This window comes from Herbaspirillum lusitanum, from assembly GCF_026127345.1.
GTDB lineage: Bacteria > Pseudomonadota > Gammaproteobacteria > Burkholderiales > Burkholderiaceae_D > Herbaspirillum > Herbaspirillum lusitanum.
Map to the genome: position 1 here is coordinate 888,832 of NZ_QXFG01000008.1, position 16,007 is coordinate 904,838.

A 16,007-nucleotide genomic window follows, 5' to 3' on the forward strand; every position below is an offset into this window, starting at 1 on the left:
CCGAGAGCTTGCCCGGAAAGGCCGCCGGCCGCGTTGTACTTCTTGCGTGCGGCTCCTGCCGCACGCCTTGCCAGCCCCCTCTCCGGGGCAAACGCGTCTCACAGTTCTTCATGAGATGGGCTCCTTTTTCCCCGGCGCAGGATGATGGTGGAAAGTGGCGGCAAGGTCAGCAGCAGCGAGGCCGGATGGCCGTGCCATTCCTGCGGTTGCGCGGTGACGCTGCCGGCATTGCCGAGATTGCTGCCGCCGTAGATGGCGGCATCGGTGTTGAGGATTTCCTTCCATTGGAATTCGTTGGCGGCGCCGACAGGCACGCCGATACGGTAGTTGTGGCGCGGCACCGGAGTCATGTTGACGGCTACCAGCAAAGGTTCGTCGCCCTCACCTTCGTTGCCGTGGCGGAAATAGGCGAACACGCTGTTGACGTTGTCATTGCCGACCACCCACGAGAAGCCTTCGGCGCGAGTGTCGTTCAGATGCAGCGCCGGCAAACTGGTGTACAAGCCGTTGAGATCGCGCACCAGGCGCTGGATGCTGCGATGGCGCGGATCGTCGAGCAGATCCCACTGCGGCGACTTGTCGTGGTCGAATTCCTGGTACTGGCCGAATTCGCAGCCCATGAACAACAGCTTCTTGCCCGGATGGGTCCACATGAAGCCGAGGTAGGCGCGCAGGTTGGCCAGCTTCTGCCAGTAGTCGCCCGGCATCTTTCCCAGCAGCGTGCGCTTGCCGTGCACCACTTCATCATGCGAGATCGGCAGCACGAAGGCTTCCGAATACGCGTAGATCATGCCGAACGTGAAATCATGATGGCGGTAGCGGCGGTAGATGCTGTCTTCTTCCATGTAGCGCAGCGTGTCGTGCATCCAGCCCATGTTCCACTTGTAGGTGAAGCCCAGTCCGCCCTCCTTCACCGGCGCCGTGACGCCGGCCCAGGAGGTCGATTCTTCCGCGATCATGAGCGCGCCGGGGCAGCGCTCGAGGACGGTCTGATTGAGCTCACGCAGGAAATCGACCGATTCCAGGTTCTCGCGGCCGCCGTGGATGTTGGGCACCCATTGTCCGGGCTCGCGGCTATAGTCGCGATACAGCATCGACGCCACCGCATCGACGCGCAGGCCGTCGACGTGGAAATGCTCCAGCCATTCGAGTGCGCTGGCGATCATGAAGCCGCGCACTTCATTGCGGCCGAGGTTGTAGATCAGCGTATTCCAATCCTGATGGAAGCCCTCGCGCGGATCGCTGTGTTCGTACAGCGGGGTGCCGTCGAAGTACGCCAGGCCGTGACCGTCAGACGGGAAATGCGCCGGTACCCAGTCGAGGATCACGCCCAGGCCTTCCCGGTGGCAACTGTCGACGAAACCGGCGAAGTCCGCCGCCGAGCCGAAGCGTGCGCTCGGTGCGAATTGCGACAACGGCTGGTAGCCCCACGAGCCGCCGAACGGATGTTCCATCACCGGCAGCAGTTCCAGATGCGTGAAGCCCATGCCCTTGGCGTAAGGAATCAGGCGCTCGGCCAGTTCGTTCCAGGTGAGGCTGCGGCCCTCTTCTTCCAGGACGCGTATCCAGGACGCGGCATGCACCTCATAGATCGAGATCGGCGCCTGCAATGATTGCTTCTGTGCGCGTTGCGCCATCCACTCGTCGTCGCGCCAGCGCCAGCCGTCGCGATCGTCGATCACGCGCGAGGCGGTGGCCGGCGGCAGTTCGGTGGCGCGCGCCATCGGATCCGCCTTGGACGGCTGCAAGCGACCGTCGGGACCGACGATTTCGTATTTGTAGAGCGTGCCGTCGCGCAGGCGCGGGATGAACAACTCCCACACGCCGGCGCTCTGGCGCAAGCGCATCGGATGGCGGCGCCCATCCCATTGATTGAAGTCGCCGATCACCGAGACGCGCTGCGCATTGGGCGCCCACACCGCAAAGCGCACGCCGTCGACGCCGTCGATGCGCATGACTTGCGAACCCAGGCAGCGCCCCAGTTGGCGATGCCGCCCTTCGCGGAACAGATGCAGATCAAAGTCCGAGACCAGCAAGCCGAAGGCATACGGATCTTCGGTGATCTGCACTTCTTCCCGCTTGCCGTTCTTGCCCGGCCAGGCTACGTGCAGCACGTAGGGAATCTCATGGTGCGCCTGCACCGGCAAATTTACTTCACCGTAGAAGATGCCGTTGGCGCTGCCCTCCGCCGCGTTCATTGTGGCCAGCTGGGCCAGGTTGCCGAGCAGCACGCCATGCGGATCCGATTCGCCGGCCGGCCGCGAGAACACCTGCACCGCCGTAGCGCCGGGATAATAACAGCACAAGCGCAGGCTTTGGCCGCCGCCCGGCAACGCGGTATAACGCGGGCCGAGCAGCGCAAAGGGATCGCCCAGCCGCCCCTGCTGCAGGCTGCTCGCGAGCTGCAAGTCAGGAAGCGCGCGGCCGGCCTGATTACTGTCGTGGTGCGCGTCGTTGTGTAGTGATAACGCCATCTTGATTCCTCTTGGTCTTGATCTTGTCCGGTGCTGCTTGTCGGTTTCTGCGCCGCTTCACCGCTACTTGGGATTGGTCCCCAGCAACCGCGCCGCGATGGCGTGGATGCCGCTCAGCGGCACATGCAGCCAGGCCGGACGGTTGGCGGCTTCGTAACAGATTTCGTAGGCAGCCTTTTCCAGCGTGAACAGGTCGAGCAGATCGTTCTGCGCCGCCAGCGGCAGGCTGTGCGCCAGCGCCGGGTTGCCGACGCGGTAGCCCTCAAGGAACGCCGCCTGGCACTCCGGCGCAAAGCGCTTGAGGACCTGCTCCTTGCCCGCGCGGGCCGCCTCGTCCAGATCGCCCGGGCCCATGTTGTGACCGAAGGCGGCGGCATATTCGAACGAGCGCATCAGGCCGGCGACATCGCGCAAGGGGCTGCCCTTGGCGCGGCGCTCTTCCAGCGTGCGCGCCGGTTCGCCTTCGAAGTCGATGATGAAGACGTCCTTGAATGCGATCAGGACTTGGCCAAGATGCAGGTCGCCATGCAGGCGAATCGCAGCCGAGCCGTTGCCGGCCATCGCCAACTGCTCGATGCGCTTCTGCAGCGGTTCGCGCTGCGCCAGCAGGCGGGCGACCTGGCGCGCCTGGTCGACGTCGATCCAGTCGTTTTTCTTGCGCAGGATGTCGCAGGCGGCGTTGAGCTGCATCGTTGCCGAACGCGCCCACCCCTGGCAGGCGGCGGCATGCACGATCTCGGGGGAAAACGCCGGGTCGTCGCCAGGCTTGCCGAGCAAGGTGTGCATTTCGCCGAGACGCTGGCCGAGCAGCCGCGCGAACGAGGCCAGTTCCGCCAGCGCGGCATTGTTGTTGCGGACATGTTCCCCGTGCGCGGGATCGGCCAGCGCGTCGCTTTGGATGGCGCGCTCCAGCGTGTCCATGGTCCAGCGCCAGGCATCGCCCTGGTTGTCGACATAGCGCTGCAGCACGATCAGCGCATACGGGGTACCGTCGGCGGCATGGCGCGTCACTTCGCCCAACGTGGCCGGCACGTTCGGGAAACCGTGGCTGGTGAGATAGCGGCCCATCTCGATTTCCGGATGCACGCCGGGCTTGACCATGCGTAATATCTTCATGACCATGGCGTCGTTGATCACCACTGAACTGTTCGACTGTTCCTGCGTCACGCGACGCAATTGCAAAGGCGCCTGCAGGATCGCCGGGTCGAACGCGGCAGTCGGCACGAACCGGACATGCCCATCGCCGGCCTGTACATCGGCGTCATCCGCCAGCAGTTCGAGCACAGTCATGATGAAGGAGTCGAGCGCAAATGCGTCGGTCAGGAAACCGACGTGGCGATTGCGGCGCACGCGCGACAAAGCCAGCTGGTGCGGCAGCGCCGACACGGTGTCCTCCTCGCGGATGAAGCCGAGCGGCAACAGGTAGCGTTGCTCCTGTTCCCCTTCATGGTGCACGACGATTTCGCTCATCAGGATGGGCAGATTGCCGGGCACGTTCTTCGACATCGGCAGCTCGGTCGCGGAGGTCATCTCGGCACGTTCGATCTGCTTTTGCTTGGCGGCGTACCAGCGGCGCTTGAGCAGGTAATGCGGCAATACCTCGCGTTCGAGCGTACCGCGCGCCGGCTCTTCCATGATTTCCTTGACGCCCTGGCGCAGCACCAGCGTGACGTATTCGGGCAGCGGCTCGGGCGTGGCGGCATACCACGACGGCATGGTCGCTTCACTCGCCAGCAGGAACCAGTAAAAACCGAACGGCGGCAACGTCAGCAGGTAGTTGAGCTTGCCGATCGGCGGAAAGGCGGTGCCGCCCATCATCTCGACCGGGATGCGGTCGGCGAACGCCGACAGTTCCAGTTCGACCGCCTGCGCCGATTGCGACAGATTCGCCACGCACAGGATGGTCTCGGTGGCGCCGCCTGCCTTGGGATCGGTGAACTCGCGCAGATAGGCCAGGATCTTCCGATTGCTCGGATAGATTACCTTGAGCGTGCCGCGGCCGAACGCCTGGTGCTGCTTGCGTACGTTGAGCAGCCGGCGCATCCAGTTGAGCATCGAATGCCGATCTTCGCTCTGCTGCTCGACGTTGACGGTCTGGTAGCCGTATTGCGGATCCATCAGCGGCGGCAACACCAGCCGCGCCGGGTCGGCGCGCGAGAAACCGCCGTTGCGGTCCAGCGTCCATTGCATCGGCGTACGCACGCCGTCGCGGTCGCCGAGGTGGATGTTGTCGCCCATGCCGATCTCGTCGCCGTAATAGATCACCGGCGTGCCGGGCATCGACAGCAGGAAGCTGTTGAGCAGCTGGATGCGACGCGCATCGCGCTCGACCAGCGGCGCCAGCCGGCGGCGGATGCCAAGGTTGAGGCGCGCACGGCGATCCGGCGCGTAGAAATTCCACAGGTAATCGCGCTCGGCGTCGGTGACCATCTCCAGCGTCAGCTCGTCGTGGTTGCGCAGGAAGATCGCCCATTGGCAATCGGCCGGAATTTCCGGCGTCTGGCGCAGGATGTCGGTGATCGGGAAACGGTCCTGGCTGGCCAGGGCCATGTACATGCGCGGCATCAGCGGGAAATGAAACGCCATATGGCATTCGTCGCCGTCGCCAAAATACTGCTGCACGTCTTCCGGCCACATGTTGGCTTCGGCCAGCAGCATGCGGTCGGGATATTTGCGATCCATTTCTGCGCGGATGCGCTTGAGGATCGCGTGTGTCTCGGGCAGATTTTCGTTGGAGGTGCCTTCGCGCTCGATCAGGTAAGGCACGGCGTCGAGGCGCAGGCCGTCGATACCGAGGTCGAGCCAGAACGACATGACGTTGAACACCGCCTTGAGCACCTGTGGATTGTCGAAATTCAGGTCCGGCTGGTGCGAATAGAAGCGATGCCAGAAGTAGGCTTTGGCGACCGGATCCCAGGTCCAGTTGGACTTTTCGGTATCGAGGAAGATGATGCGGGTGCCGGCGTAGCTCTTGTCGTCGTCGGACCAGACGTAGAAATTGCGCGCCACCGAACCGGCGCGGGCGTGACGCGCACGCTGGAACCAGGGATGCTGGTCGGAGGTATGGTTGATCACCAGCTCGGTGATCACGCGCAGGCCGTGTTCATGCGCGGCGGCGATGAAACGCCTGACATCGCTCATGTTGCCGTAGTCGGGATGGACGTTCTTGTATTCGGAAATGTCGTAGCCGTCATCGCGCCGCGGCGACGGATAAAACGGCTGCAGCCAGATGGTGTTGACGCCCAGCCCGGCGATGTAGTCGAGCTTCTTGATCAGGCCGGCGAAGTCGCCGATGCCGTCGTCGTTGGCATCGAAATAGGACTTGACGTGGATCTGGTAAATGACCGCGTCCTTGTACCACAACGGATCGTCGGTGAACGGCAGGCCGTCTTTGCCGGCACGTGCTTTGGCGCGGCTGGCCTTGTCCTGATGGCCGCCTCTGGCGTCCCTGGTTTTCTTTGCGTCGGCAGGCGGTTCGCGGCTGCGCAACATCGTGCCATCATTGGAAATGTCCATTTCATGTCTCCATGGCGCGCAAGCGCCAGATGCCGTACGGATTTTTATCGGGGTTCAGGCTGATCTGGTGACGACGGCCGGTCCAGTTGAAACGCCGGTCTGTCAGTAAATCTTCCACCTGCACACGACTGTCGTCGCCAAGGCCGAAGCCGTACAGGGGAATGTCGATGTCGCCGCTCTGTTCATTGAACGGATCAAGATTGATCGCCACCAGGATCACGTTGTCGCCGAAGCGCAGGCGGTCATCCACGGCGTCGACGACGCTGTACGCCGGCGCAGTCGACTTGACGAAATACAGCACCTTGTCGTTGGACGACGGCAGGAAATGCACGCCGAGGTGCGTCTGCAAAGCCGGGTTCTCGCGGCGGATGCGATTGAGGCGCGTGATGTCCTCGATGATATTGCCGGGACGCTGCCAGTCCCAGGCGCGCACTTGGTATTTCTCGGAGTCCAGGTATTCTTCCTTGCCCGGCACCGGTTGCGCCTCGCACAGTTCAAAGCCGCTGTAGACGCCCCACAGCCCCGACAACGTAGCCGCCAGCGCAGCGCGGATCACGAAGCCGGCACGGCCCGAGCGCTGCAGAAAGTAAGGATTGATGTCCGGCGTATTGACGAAGAAATGCGGCCGGAAAAAGTCGCGCGGCCGGTTGTCGCCGTCCGGCGATCCGGTGAGCTCTTCGAGGTAATCGATGAACTCCTGCTTGTCGTGACGCCAGGTGAAATAGGTATAGGACTGCGAGAAGCCGACCTTGGCCAGCCGGTACATCGGCTTCGGGCGCGTAAAGGCCTCGGACAGGAAAATCACTTGCGGATAACGGCTGCGTACGGCGGCGATCATCCACTCCCAAAATGGAAACGGCTTGGTATGCGGATTATCGACGCGGAACACATTGACGCCCTGCTGCACCCAGTACAGCACGATGTCGCGCAAGGCGATCCAGAGATCAGGGATGGCGTCCTCGGCGTAGAAGTCGACATTGACGATGTCCTGGTATTTCTTGGGCGGATTCTCGGCATAGCGCATTGAGCCGTCGGGGCGCCAGGAAAACCAGCCTGGATGTTCCTTCAGCCAGGGATGGTCGGGCGCGCACTGGATCGCGAAATCGAGCGCCAGCTCCAGGCCATGCGCCGCAGCAGCGTCGCGCAAACGGAGGAAGTCATCCAGCGTGCCCAATTGCGGGTGGATGGCGTCATGGCCGCCCTCCTCGCTGCCGATGGCGTAAGGGCTGCCGGGATCGTCGTCGCCCGGCGTGAGGCTGTTGTTCTTGCCCTTGCGATTCTTTTTGCCGATCGGATGGATGGGCGGAAAGTACAGCGTATCGAAACCCATTGCACGAATCGCCGGCAAGCGGGCGATCACGTCATTGAAGGTGCCATGTACGGCTGCGTCGCCGCTCTGCGAACGCGGGAACAGTTCGTACCAGCTGGAAAATGTTGCCGCCGGCCGCTCGGTCTCCAGCGGATATTCGGTTGCGCTGCGCATCAGGAAAGCACGTGCGCCGGCTAGTTCGGTGAGGCGGTCGATCTGCCGTGCGGTGTCGTCGGCCAGCAGCACGGCCAGACGATTACCGTTGTGGTTGCCATTTTTACCGGACAAGGATTTGAGCAAGTCGCCGCCGCCTTCCAGCACCGCGCCATCGATGCCGTTTTCCAATGCCTGCTCGGCCAGGTTCGCCACCAGCAGACGCCCTTCTTCCAGCTCCAGGTCGACGTTCAGGCCGGCGGCGGATTTCTTTTTCAGGCCGTCGCGGTAGGTCTCGAACACGTCGCTCCAGGCTTCGATGCAAAAGTAATGACGACCGAGTCGCGGCAGCGACAGGCTGGCTTGCCAGCGATCGTTGCCGACGTGCTGCAGAGGAATGCGCTGCCATTGTTTTTCGTCGGCGGCACGCACCAGCACGGCGGCTGCGAGATGGTCGTGACCATCCATGAAGATGTCGGCGCTGATCGTGAAACTCTGTCCCACGGTGCGCTTGACGGCGAAACGACCGCCATCGACGGCAGGCGACACTTGTTCGATGGCGATGCGCCCGGTGCGGACTTTCTCGGCCACCGGCTTCTTGCGGCGGCTGAGATCGGCAGCGACCGGCGGCGGCGTCTGCAATTCGATCAGCGCAATTTCACCCGGTTGCAGGATGAACTCGCGCTCCGGCGGCCAGTCCACGATGCGACCGTCCAGCCGTTGTTGCCAGTCGCCGTCGGCGAGACGCGCCACCTGGCCGAGGCGCGGATTGATGGCGATCAGCTGATGCACACCGACGTCGCGCGCCAGCAGCAGCACCGGCGCTTCTGGCGCACTCACGGCGCGCAGGCGGAAGCCGCCGGCCGACATGGCCTGATTGGCGGCGCGCACCTCGGCATCGAGGTTGAAATCGGATTCGGCACAGGCCTGGGCGAATTGCTGCGGCGTGGTCAGGCGGGTTGATGCGGCAGCATTGTGGGCGATCCCGAGCGCTTCGGTGAGGCCGAATTCAAAGCCCATGGGCATCAGCCAGCCACTGCCGCTCAACGCCGCGAAGCGCAAGGCGCGGATGGCGCCGAGGCGGCGCGTTTCCTTGTCATGCCAGCCGTGCACGCGTGCCGCGCGCGGACCGAAAGGATCTTCCGGGAAGCCAAGCACGGGGGCGATGGCAACCAGTTTTTCGTGTTCGCGGAAATACCAGGGCGCGCGGAAATCCCACCATGCGCCGGAAGAAAACACAGCGTCGAAGCCGCAGTCGGCCAGGCTCTCCAGCTGTGGATGCGAGCAACCCGGAGTCCACGCCAGGAACTGGCAGCACGAGCGTTGTTCCTGCGTGCGCTCCACCAACCGGCACCAGAAGTCGTCGGGCAAGCCGGCGGGATCGTGGCAGAGGAAGCCGGCCACGCCGGCGTCAATCAGCATTGCCAGGCGCATGTGCCAGCATTCGAGCAAGGCTTCGGCAACCTCAGGCGCGTTGAAGCGCGGCTGCGGCCTCAGAACGCGACAGGCGCCGCCGTCGCGACGGCGCGGATCGGGAAGATGGTCGCCTTGCGCCGAGGCGTCCGACGCGGCGCCGGCAACGGCAAACCAATCGGGATGGCTGCGCAGCAACTGGTCGCTGCCGTGGACGCTGGTGAGCGACAGATCGAGCAGCAGGCGCAGACGATGTTCCGTCGCCAGATGGGCGAGCTCTTCCAGTTGGTCCAGGCTGGCCATGCCGTAGTCGGCAATCGGACTTTCTACATTATCGACATGGCTGTCTTCACCAGCAAACAGGCCGGCGATCAGGCCGTCGCCGCACAGCAGGACATGATCGAACCCCATGCCGGCGCAGCGCGCAAACAGGTCGCTCCATCCGCCGCCGCCAACCAGCGTGGGATCGATGCAATAGATGCGCGGTGAAAAGGCCGCAGCGGCATGGTTTTCCAATGCTTAGTCTCGCTTGTTCGTCTTATGCCGCTTGCTCCAGAGCCACCTGTACATCGGATGCTTCAGGCGCCTTGCGTGCAAACAGCGGTTTCGCTTCAGCCGAGGCAATCGCGGCGTAGGCGTCGACATAGGCGGCCGCAGCCGTTTGCCAGTCGAAGTCGGTGTACATGGCGTTGCGTTGCATGGCGCGCCATGTGTCGGCGTCGCGGTGCAGCGCGAAGGCGCGCTCGATGGCGGCTTCCATGTCCTGCGTTGTTTCGCCGTCGAACAGCACGCCGCTGGCGCCGCTTGCGGCAGGTCCATGCGCTCCGGCGTCGGCGATGGTGTCGGTCAGGCCGCCGACGCGCGAAGCGATCGGGATGGTGCCGTAGCGCATCGCGTACAGCGGCGTCAGGCCGAACGGCTCGAAGCGGCTGGGGTGCAGCAGCATGTCGCAACCGGCATGCAAGGCGTGCGCCCGCTCTTCGTCATAGCCGATGTGGACGCCGACGCGGCCGGGATAGCGACGCGCCAGATCGAGGAAGCCTTCTTCATAGCTGCGCTCGCCGCAGCCGAGCACCACCAGTTGCATGCGCTCATGGCGATCGAGGACGGTCGGCAAGGTCTGCAGCACGACGTCGGCCATCTTCTGATGCGACATGCGGCTGCCGATGCCGACGATGGGCGCGAACGGATCGACCGGCAGCAGGCCGAACATGTCTTGCAGATCGCACTTGGAAAGGATCTTGCCGCGCATGTCGCCGACGTTGAAGGAATGACGCAGCAGCGGATCGGCTTCCGGATTCCACACCTTGCTGTCGATGCCGTTGGGAATCGCGCGCAAGGCGGCGCAGCGTTCGTTGAGCACGCCTTCCATGCCGTAGCCGAAACGCGGCGTAAGGATTTCTTGCGCGTAAGTCTTGCTGACGGTGGTGACGCAGTCGGCATGTTGCAGGCCGGCCTTGAGGAAACTGATCTTGCCCCAGTATTCGAGGCTGGACATGGCCTGCGCGTCGCGGTCGAGCCCCAGTTGCCCGGCCAGCGCCCAGTCGTAATTGCCCTGGAACGCCAGGTTGTGGATGGTCAGCATGGAGGCGACGTGATTCAGTCCTGCGGTCTTGAGCAGGAAAGGAATCAGTCCGGCATGCCAATCGTTGGCGTGCACCACGTGCGGCGCCGGCACCGCGGTTTCACCGGCGCAGATCGCCACGGCGGCATGGGCAAGATCGGCGAAGCAAATGGCGTTATCGCTGAACTCGTTGCCGCTCTGGTCGATATAGGGATTGGCGCTGCGCTGATGGAAGCGCCCGGTGTCGAGCAGCAGCACCGGCACGTCGGTGCCCGGCATCACGCCGCGCAACAGGCGCGCCGGACCGCCCGGCAAATCGCGCGGCAAGGCCAGCGGCTGCAGCGGCGCGGTGGTTGCGTCGGCCTCGGCATGTGCGACGGCGACGCCGTAGCCAGGCATCAGGATGCTGGCATCGATATCGAGTTTGCGCAGGCTGACGGCCAGCGCGGTAATGACGTCTGCGAGGCCGCCGGTCTTGACGAGCGGTACGGCTTCGGAACTGACTAAGAGGACGCGAGCTTGCAATTGATCACCCCGTTCATGGCAAAATTTGGACTGAAGATGCACTTCGAAAAGATCTGCATCGGAAAGCACGGGATAAGCGAAACGGCGTCGACCCTCTTGTTCTTCTTGATCGTTCGGACACGTGTTCTTGCATGTTCTTGCATGTTCTTGATTCCCGGCATGGTTGCTACGTTAGCCAATCATGTTGCAGTGAACCATCGGACAGCGGCGCATATCACTGTAGGATGCCTCCTACCCTCGTGTCGGGCGAATATCCCGCGGCGATGCTGCAGTGCAGCTTCACCGGACCCTTCATCGGTAGCACCGTCAATGCAAGGAAGCGGATCAGGAACGAGGCTAGACAGATGAGGCAGGCAAACCTATAAGCGGCCGCCTGAAAGCCTTGTAGGAAAAGCTGCGGTTGCCGTTCGTCTTACAGGCGTATGCGATAAACGCCGATGGCGAGGGGGCGCGGTCAAAACTAGACTGGCTCCAGTCGCGCATTGCGTCAGGTGCGCCCGCAGCTTTCATTGTCCCCTTGAGGAGAACCTCCATGTCGAAATCCCAACCGAACAAAACCGCTCCAGACGCCAAGGATGTCCAGCAGGTCGCCGCCGAGAATGACAGCGACCTTGAGCAGGAACAGGTCCGTCACCGCACCGCCTTGCGCATTGCCGGCATCGAAGGCGTCGACGGCTTTGCCGACGTGGCGGAGAAGGCTGAAGCAAGTCCCGCATCCTGATTGGACGCAGCCATTTCACGTCGACAGTTGAGCATAATGGCGGCCTTACCGGCCGCCATTGCATTTCCGGCATCGGGTTTATTCTGATGCCCCAGCAAGGAGCAGCCATGTCCCACACCTCCCATCAATTGCATGAGCAAGCCCGTCGCGCCCAGCGCCACGCAGAACTTGAAGACGTCCATCCCGGCAAGACCCCGCAGAAGCATCCCGCTCCTGAAAAAGGCACCGCTCCACCCGCGCCGCCTTCGCATGAAGATGAAGCTTTTCGCGTCTTCGACGGCGATGCGCCGCAAAGCGACGGCTGAAGTTCTCTGCATATTTTCTTTTCTTCGTTACTCCTGCAGGTCACTGGATACTTTGCAATAAAGACAAGTTTCAAAGCGCCGCAAGCATGTTAGCGCTAACATTGCTATCATTGCTCCATCCCAGCCAACAAGAAATTGCAGGAACTCACATGTGCCAGGTCACGCCCAGCCAGCAAAGAGCCGCTTCATGAGGCCCCCTTCTTCACCTTCGCCCGCTCCCGAGCAGTCCTCCGCGACAGCCGGCAAAGTCAAACTGACCGGCGGCATCAGCCGGCGCCATATCCTGGTCGGCCTCGCAGCATTGGTCGCCGAAGCCGGCTTCTGGAGCAACCCGCTGTTCAGCAATGCGCAGACGCCGGCCGCTCCGACCGCGGCGCCGCCGCCAAGTCCTGAAGCCCTCGCCTTCATCAACTTCTCCAAACGCATCACCGGCCATGCCGACCTGAAGACCGATACCGGCGTCAGGATCGAAGCCGCCATGCGCAAGACTTATCCCGATTTCGCGGCACAGTCGGCGCGCCTCGGCGCACTGCTGCAAGACGGCCAGGAACCGAAGGCCCTGCTGGCTGCCGCCACCGATGCAGGGCTGCGCGATCTGACCCTGGCCATCGTCGCCGCGTGGTACACCGGCACCATCGGCAAAGGCAAGCAAGCCGTGGTGGTGTCGTACGCCGAAGCGCTGATGTACCGGCCGGTGTCGGACGGCCAGACCGTGCCGACCTATTGCAATTACGGCCCGGTGTGGTGGACCAAGGCGCCGCCTGCGATCCGCGTCTCCGCTCCCGTCGCTCCTGCACCTGTCCCGGCGCCTCCCACTACCGGCACTCCCGAACCAAAAGCAAAAACATGAAACAACCACTCTTTACTGCCGATGGCGATGCCACGGCCGATGTCGTCATTGTCGGATCCGGCGTGGTCGGCGCGATGATCGCCGATCAACTTGTGACCCAGGGTTATTCGGTGCTGATGCTGGAAGCCGGCCTGCGCATCGAACGCGCGCAAGCGGTCGAGAACTGGCGCAACATGCCGTTCGAAAACCGTGTCGGCTCGGACTACCAGGGGCTCTATCCGCAAGCGCCCAATGCACCGGCGCCGCTCTACTTCCCGAAGAACGATTACATCGCGCTGTCCGGTCCGGACGGCAACGGCTTCCAGCAGGGCTACCTGCGCACGGTCGGCGGCACCACCTGGCACTGGGCGGCGTCTTGCTGGCGTCACCTGCCGGTCGACCTGAAGATGAAGTCGACTTATGGCGTCGGCCGCGACTGGCCGATTTCGTACGAAGAACTGGAACCGTATTACTGCCGCGCCGAAGAAGAAATGGGCGTGGCCGGACCGAACGACCCGGCCCGGCAATCGCCGAGCGAACGCAGCAAGCCGTATCCGATGGACATGGTGCCGTGGGGCTATGGCGACACGCGTTTCGCCGAGGTGGTGAATCCGCACGGCTACAACTCGGTGCCGATTCCGCAGGGTCGCAGCACGCGCCCGTGGCAAGGCCGCCCGACCTGCTGCGGCAACAATAACTGCCAGCCGATCTGCCCGATCGGCGCAATGTACAACGGCATCCACCACGTCCAGCGCGCCGAGATGAAAGGCGCGAAAGTGTTGTCCGAGGCGGTGGTGTTCAAGGTCGACACCGATCAGAACAACCGCGTCACGGCCGCGTACTGGTATGACGCCGGCAAGAAGCCGCACAAGGCGACGGCCAAGGCCTTCGTGTTCGCCTGCAACGGCATCGAGACGCCGCGGCTGTTGTTGCTGGCCGCAAATGCTGCGAACCCGAACGGCCTGGCCAACTCGTCCGACCAGGTCGGCCGCAACATGATGGATCACTCCGGCTTCCATTGCACCTTCCTCGCCAACGAGCCGATCTGGACCGGTCGCGGTCCGGCCCAGAGCAGTTGCTTGGTGGGGCCGCGCGATGGCGCGTCGCGTGCCGAGTATTCATCCAACAAGATGATCCTCAACAACATCACGCGCGTCGGCCCGGCCACGCAGCAGGCATTGAAACTCGGTCTGGTCGGCCCCGAGCTGGACGATGAGATCCGTCGTCGCGCCGCCTTCGGCGTGGACTTGTCGATCAGCCTGGAGCCGCTGCCGGAAGCGCATAACCGCCTGACCCTGAGCAAGACGCGCAAGGATCCGTTGGGACTGGCTTGCCCGGACATCTATTACGACGTCGGCGACTATGTGCGCAAAGGCGCGGAAGCAGCGCACAAGCAGCTGAAACACATCGGCCAGCTGTTCGGTGCGGTGGAGTTCAACATCACCACCAACCTCAACGCCAATAACCACGTCATGGGCGGCGTGATCATGGGCAGCAATCCCAAAGACTCGGTGGTCGACGGCAATTGCCGTGCGCACGACCATGCCAACCTGTGGCTGCCGGGCGGCGGTGCGATGCCGTCGGCGAGCGTGGTCAACAGTACGCTGAGCATGGCGGCGCTGGGTCTGCGCGCTGCCGACGACATCGGCAAGATGCTGGCGAAGGGATGATGATGACTGCTCGTTCCTCTCTCCTCGCCCTTCTCATCGTGTCTTCGCTCGCGATGGCTGGTTTGACCTCGGCGCATGCGCAAGAACAGTCGCTGACCAAACCTCCCGCACCGGCATCCCCCGCATCTTCCCCGGCCCCGTCCGGCTCCGCCCAAAACGACATCGAAAGCGGCCGCTATCTGGCGATCGCCGCCGACTGCATGGCCTGTCACACTGCACCGGCCGGCAAGCCTTATGCCGGCGGCTACGCCATCGAGTCGCCGCTGGGCACGATTTACGCCACCAACATCACGCCGTCGAAAACCGCCGGCATCGGCAACTACAGCGAGGCGCAATTCGCGCGCGCCCTGCGCGAAGGCGTGCGCGCCGACGGCAGCCATCTGTATCCGGCCATGCCATACACCAGCTACGCCATGCTGACCGATAGCGACGTGCACAAGCTGTACAGCTACTTCATGCACGCCGTCGAGCCGGTCGACACGCCCGCTGCGAGCCGGACCCAATTGCCATTCCCGTTCAATGTGCGCATGTCGATGCTGGCGTGGAATGCGATCTTCCTCGACACCAAACGCTTCGTCCCCGATGCGGCCAGGTCGCAGCAAATCAATCGCGGCCAATACCTCGCCGAAGGGCTTGCGCATTGCAGCGCCTGCCATACGCCACGCAATTTCCTGATGGGTGAAAAAGGCGGCTCCGCGCTGGCCGGCGCCCCGCTGGGTTCATGGCATGCGCCCAATATCACATCGGACAAGGTCAGCGGCGTCGGTGGCTGGAGCGACGCCGAACTGATGCAATACCTGAAAACCGGCCACGCCGAAGGCAAAGGCCAGGCCGGCGGCGCGATGGCCGAAGCGGTCACCAACAGCTTCCAGCATCTGCGCGATGACGACGTGGCCGCCATCGTCGCCTACCTGCGCACGGTGCCACCGGTGCGCGACAACGCCCAGGCGCAGCCGGCCTACAGCTACGGCAAAGCTGCCAGCGACGAAGCGGTGCTGCGCGGCACCAGCGGCCGCAACGAGCACGACAGCCTCAACAGCGGCGCTGTGCTGTTCAGCGGCTATTGCGCCAGTTGCCATGCCGCATCAGGGTCAGGCAGCAGCGGCCAAGACTATCCGTCGCTGTTCCACAATACGACCACCGGCGCGCGCAATCCGGCCAATCTGGTGTCGGCGATCCTGTACGGCGTCGAGCGCAAGGTCGGCGACAACGAGATCCTGATGCCGCGTTTCGATGGGCATTCCTACGTCAATCCGTTGACGGACAAGCAGATCGCGCTGATTGCCAACTATGTGCTGAAACAGTACGGCAATCCCGAGGTGCAGGTCAGCGAAGCGTATGTGGCGCAGGCGCGCAACGGCGGCGAACAGCCGGTGCTGGCCCGGCTGCAGCCCTTCATTGCTCCAGCCATTGGGGTGGCGATCCTGCTGCTGTTGCTGACTGCAGTGGCCGTCTTCATGGCGCGTCGTCGTCGGCGGATTCCATTCAAGTAAGTTATTGAGCGCAAAAAAACGCGGAGTCTGCGCCT

At 63.3% G+C, this 16,007-nt stretch carries 9 protein-coding genes; 5 read left to right on the forward strand and 4 right to left on the reverse strand.

The window, feature by feature from the left end:
- Nucleotides 1-98: 98 nt before the first annotated feature.
- The 4 genes from glgB to glgA form a co-directional block, all read right to left on the reverse strand.
- Entirely contained in the window at nucleotides 99-2,474 is a 2,376-nt protein-coding gene (gene glgB, locus DXT88_RS12355) for a 1,4-alpha-glucan branching protein GlgB (protein ID WP_265213785.1), read from the reverse strand.
- A 63-nt stretch (nucleotides 2,475-2,537) separates the two neighbouring features.
- On the reverse strand, nucleotides 2,538-5,990 hold the full coding sequence (treS, locus tag DXT88_RS12360; protein WP_265213787.1) for a maltose alpha-D-glucosyltransferase: 3,453 nt from the start codon (nucleotides 5,988-5,990) through the stop codon (nucleotides 2,538-2,540).
- 1 nt (nucleotide 5,991) lies between these two features.
- Nucleotides 5,992-9,381: an alpha-1,4-glucan--maltose-1-phosphate maltosyltransferase gene (locus DXT88_RS12365; protein WP_265213789.1), complete on the reverse strand. Its 3,390-nt coding sequence runs from the start codon at nucleotides 9,379-9,381 to the stop codon at nucleotides 5,992-5,994.
- Between the two features lie 22 nt (nucleotides 9,382-9,403).
- Nucleotides 9,404-10,954, reverse strand: a complete 1,551-nt coding sequence (glgA, locus tag DXT88_RS12370; RefSeq protein ID WP_265213791.1) for a glycogen synthase GlgA — start codon at nucleotides 10,952-10,954, stop codon at nucleotides 9,404-9,406.
- Between the two features lie 532 nt (nucleotides 10,955-11,486).
- On the opposite strand from glgA, the gene DXT88_RS12375 reads away from it, so the two are divergent.
- The 5 genes from DXT88_RS12375 to DXT88_RS12395 all read left to right on the forward strand — a co-directional run bounded on the left by DXT88_RS12375 (nucleotide 11,487) and on the right by DXT88_RS12395 (nucleotide 15,972).
- A complete protein-coding gene (locus DXT88_RS12375) occupies nucleotides 11,487-11,675 on the forward strand; it encodes a hypothetical protein (RefSeq protein WP_265213793.1) in 189 nt (62 codons plus the stop codon).
- Between the two features lie 107 nt (nucleotides 11,676-11,782).
- Nucleotides 11,783-11,980 (forward strand): hypothetical protein, encoded by a 198-nt coding sequence (locus DXT88_RS12380; RefSeq protein WP_016833882.1) that lies wholly within the window; start codon nucleotides 11,783-11,785, stop codon nucleotides 11,978-11,980.
- Between the two features lie 187 nt (nucleotides 11,981-12,167).
- Nucleotides 12,168-12,830, forward strand: a complete 663-nt coding sequence (locus tag DXT88_RS12385; RefSeq protein ID WP_265213795.1) for a sorbitol dehydrogenase family protein — start codon at nucleotides 12,168-12,170, stop codon at nucleotides 12,828-12,830.
- Complete coding sequence (locus tag DXT88_RS12390) at nucleotides 12,827-14,479, forward strand: GMC family oxidoreductase (RefSeq protein WP_016833884.1); 1,653 nt, start codon at nucleotides 12,827-12,829, stop codon at nucleotides 14,477-14,479. The genes DXT88_RS12385 and DXT88_RS12390 overlap by 4 nt, the downstream gene beginning before the upstream one ends.
- Nucleotides 14,479-15,972, forward strand: a complete 1,494-nt coding sequence (locus DXT88_RS12395; RefSeq protein WP_407649330.1) for a c-type cytochrome — start codon at nucleotides 14,479-14,481, stop codon at nucleotides 15,970-15,972. Before DXT88_RS12390 ends, DXT88_RS12395 begins: the two co-directional genes overlap by 1 nt.
- Nucleotides 15,973-16,007 lie beyond the last annotated feature (35 nt).

Coding starts and splice junctions, on each gene's coding strand:
- glgB (WP_265213785.1), bottom strand. CDS start 2,474: ATGGCGTTATCACTACACAACGACGCGCACCACGACAGTAATCAGGCC.
- treS (WP_265213787.1), bottom strand. CDS start 5,990: ATGGACATTTCCAATGATGGCACGATGTTGCGCAGCCGCGAACCGCCT.
- DXT88_RS12375 (WP_265213793.1), top strand. CDS start 11,487: ATGTCGAAATCCCAACCGAACAAAACCGCTCCAGACGCCAAGGATGTC.
- DXT88_RS12380 (WP_016833882.1), top strand. CDS start 11,783: ATGTCCCACACCTCCCATCAATTGCATGAGCAAGCCCGTCGCGCCCAG.
- DXT88_RS12385 (WP_265213795.1), top strand. CDS start 12,168: ATGAGGCCCCCTTCTTCACCTTCGCCCGCTCCCGAGCAGTCCTCCGCG.
- DXT88_RS12390 (WP_016833884.1), top strand. CDS start 12,827: ATGAAACAACCACTCTTTACTGCCGATGGCGATGCCACGGCCGATGTC.
- DXT88_RS12395 (WP_407649330.1), top strand. CDS start 14,479: ATGATGACTGCTCGTTCCTCTCTCCTCGCCCTTCTCATCGTGTCTTCG.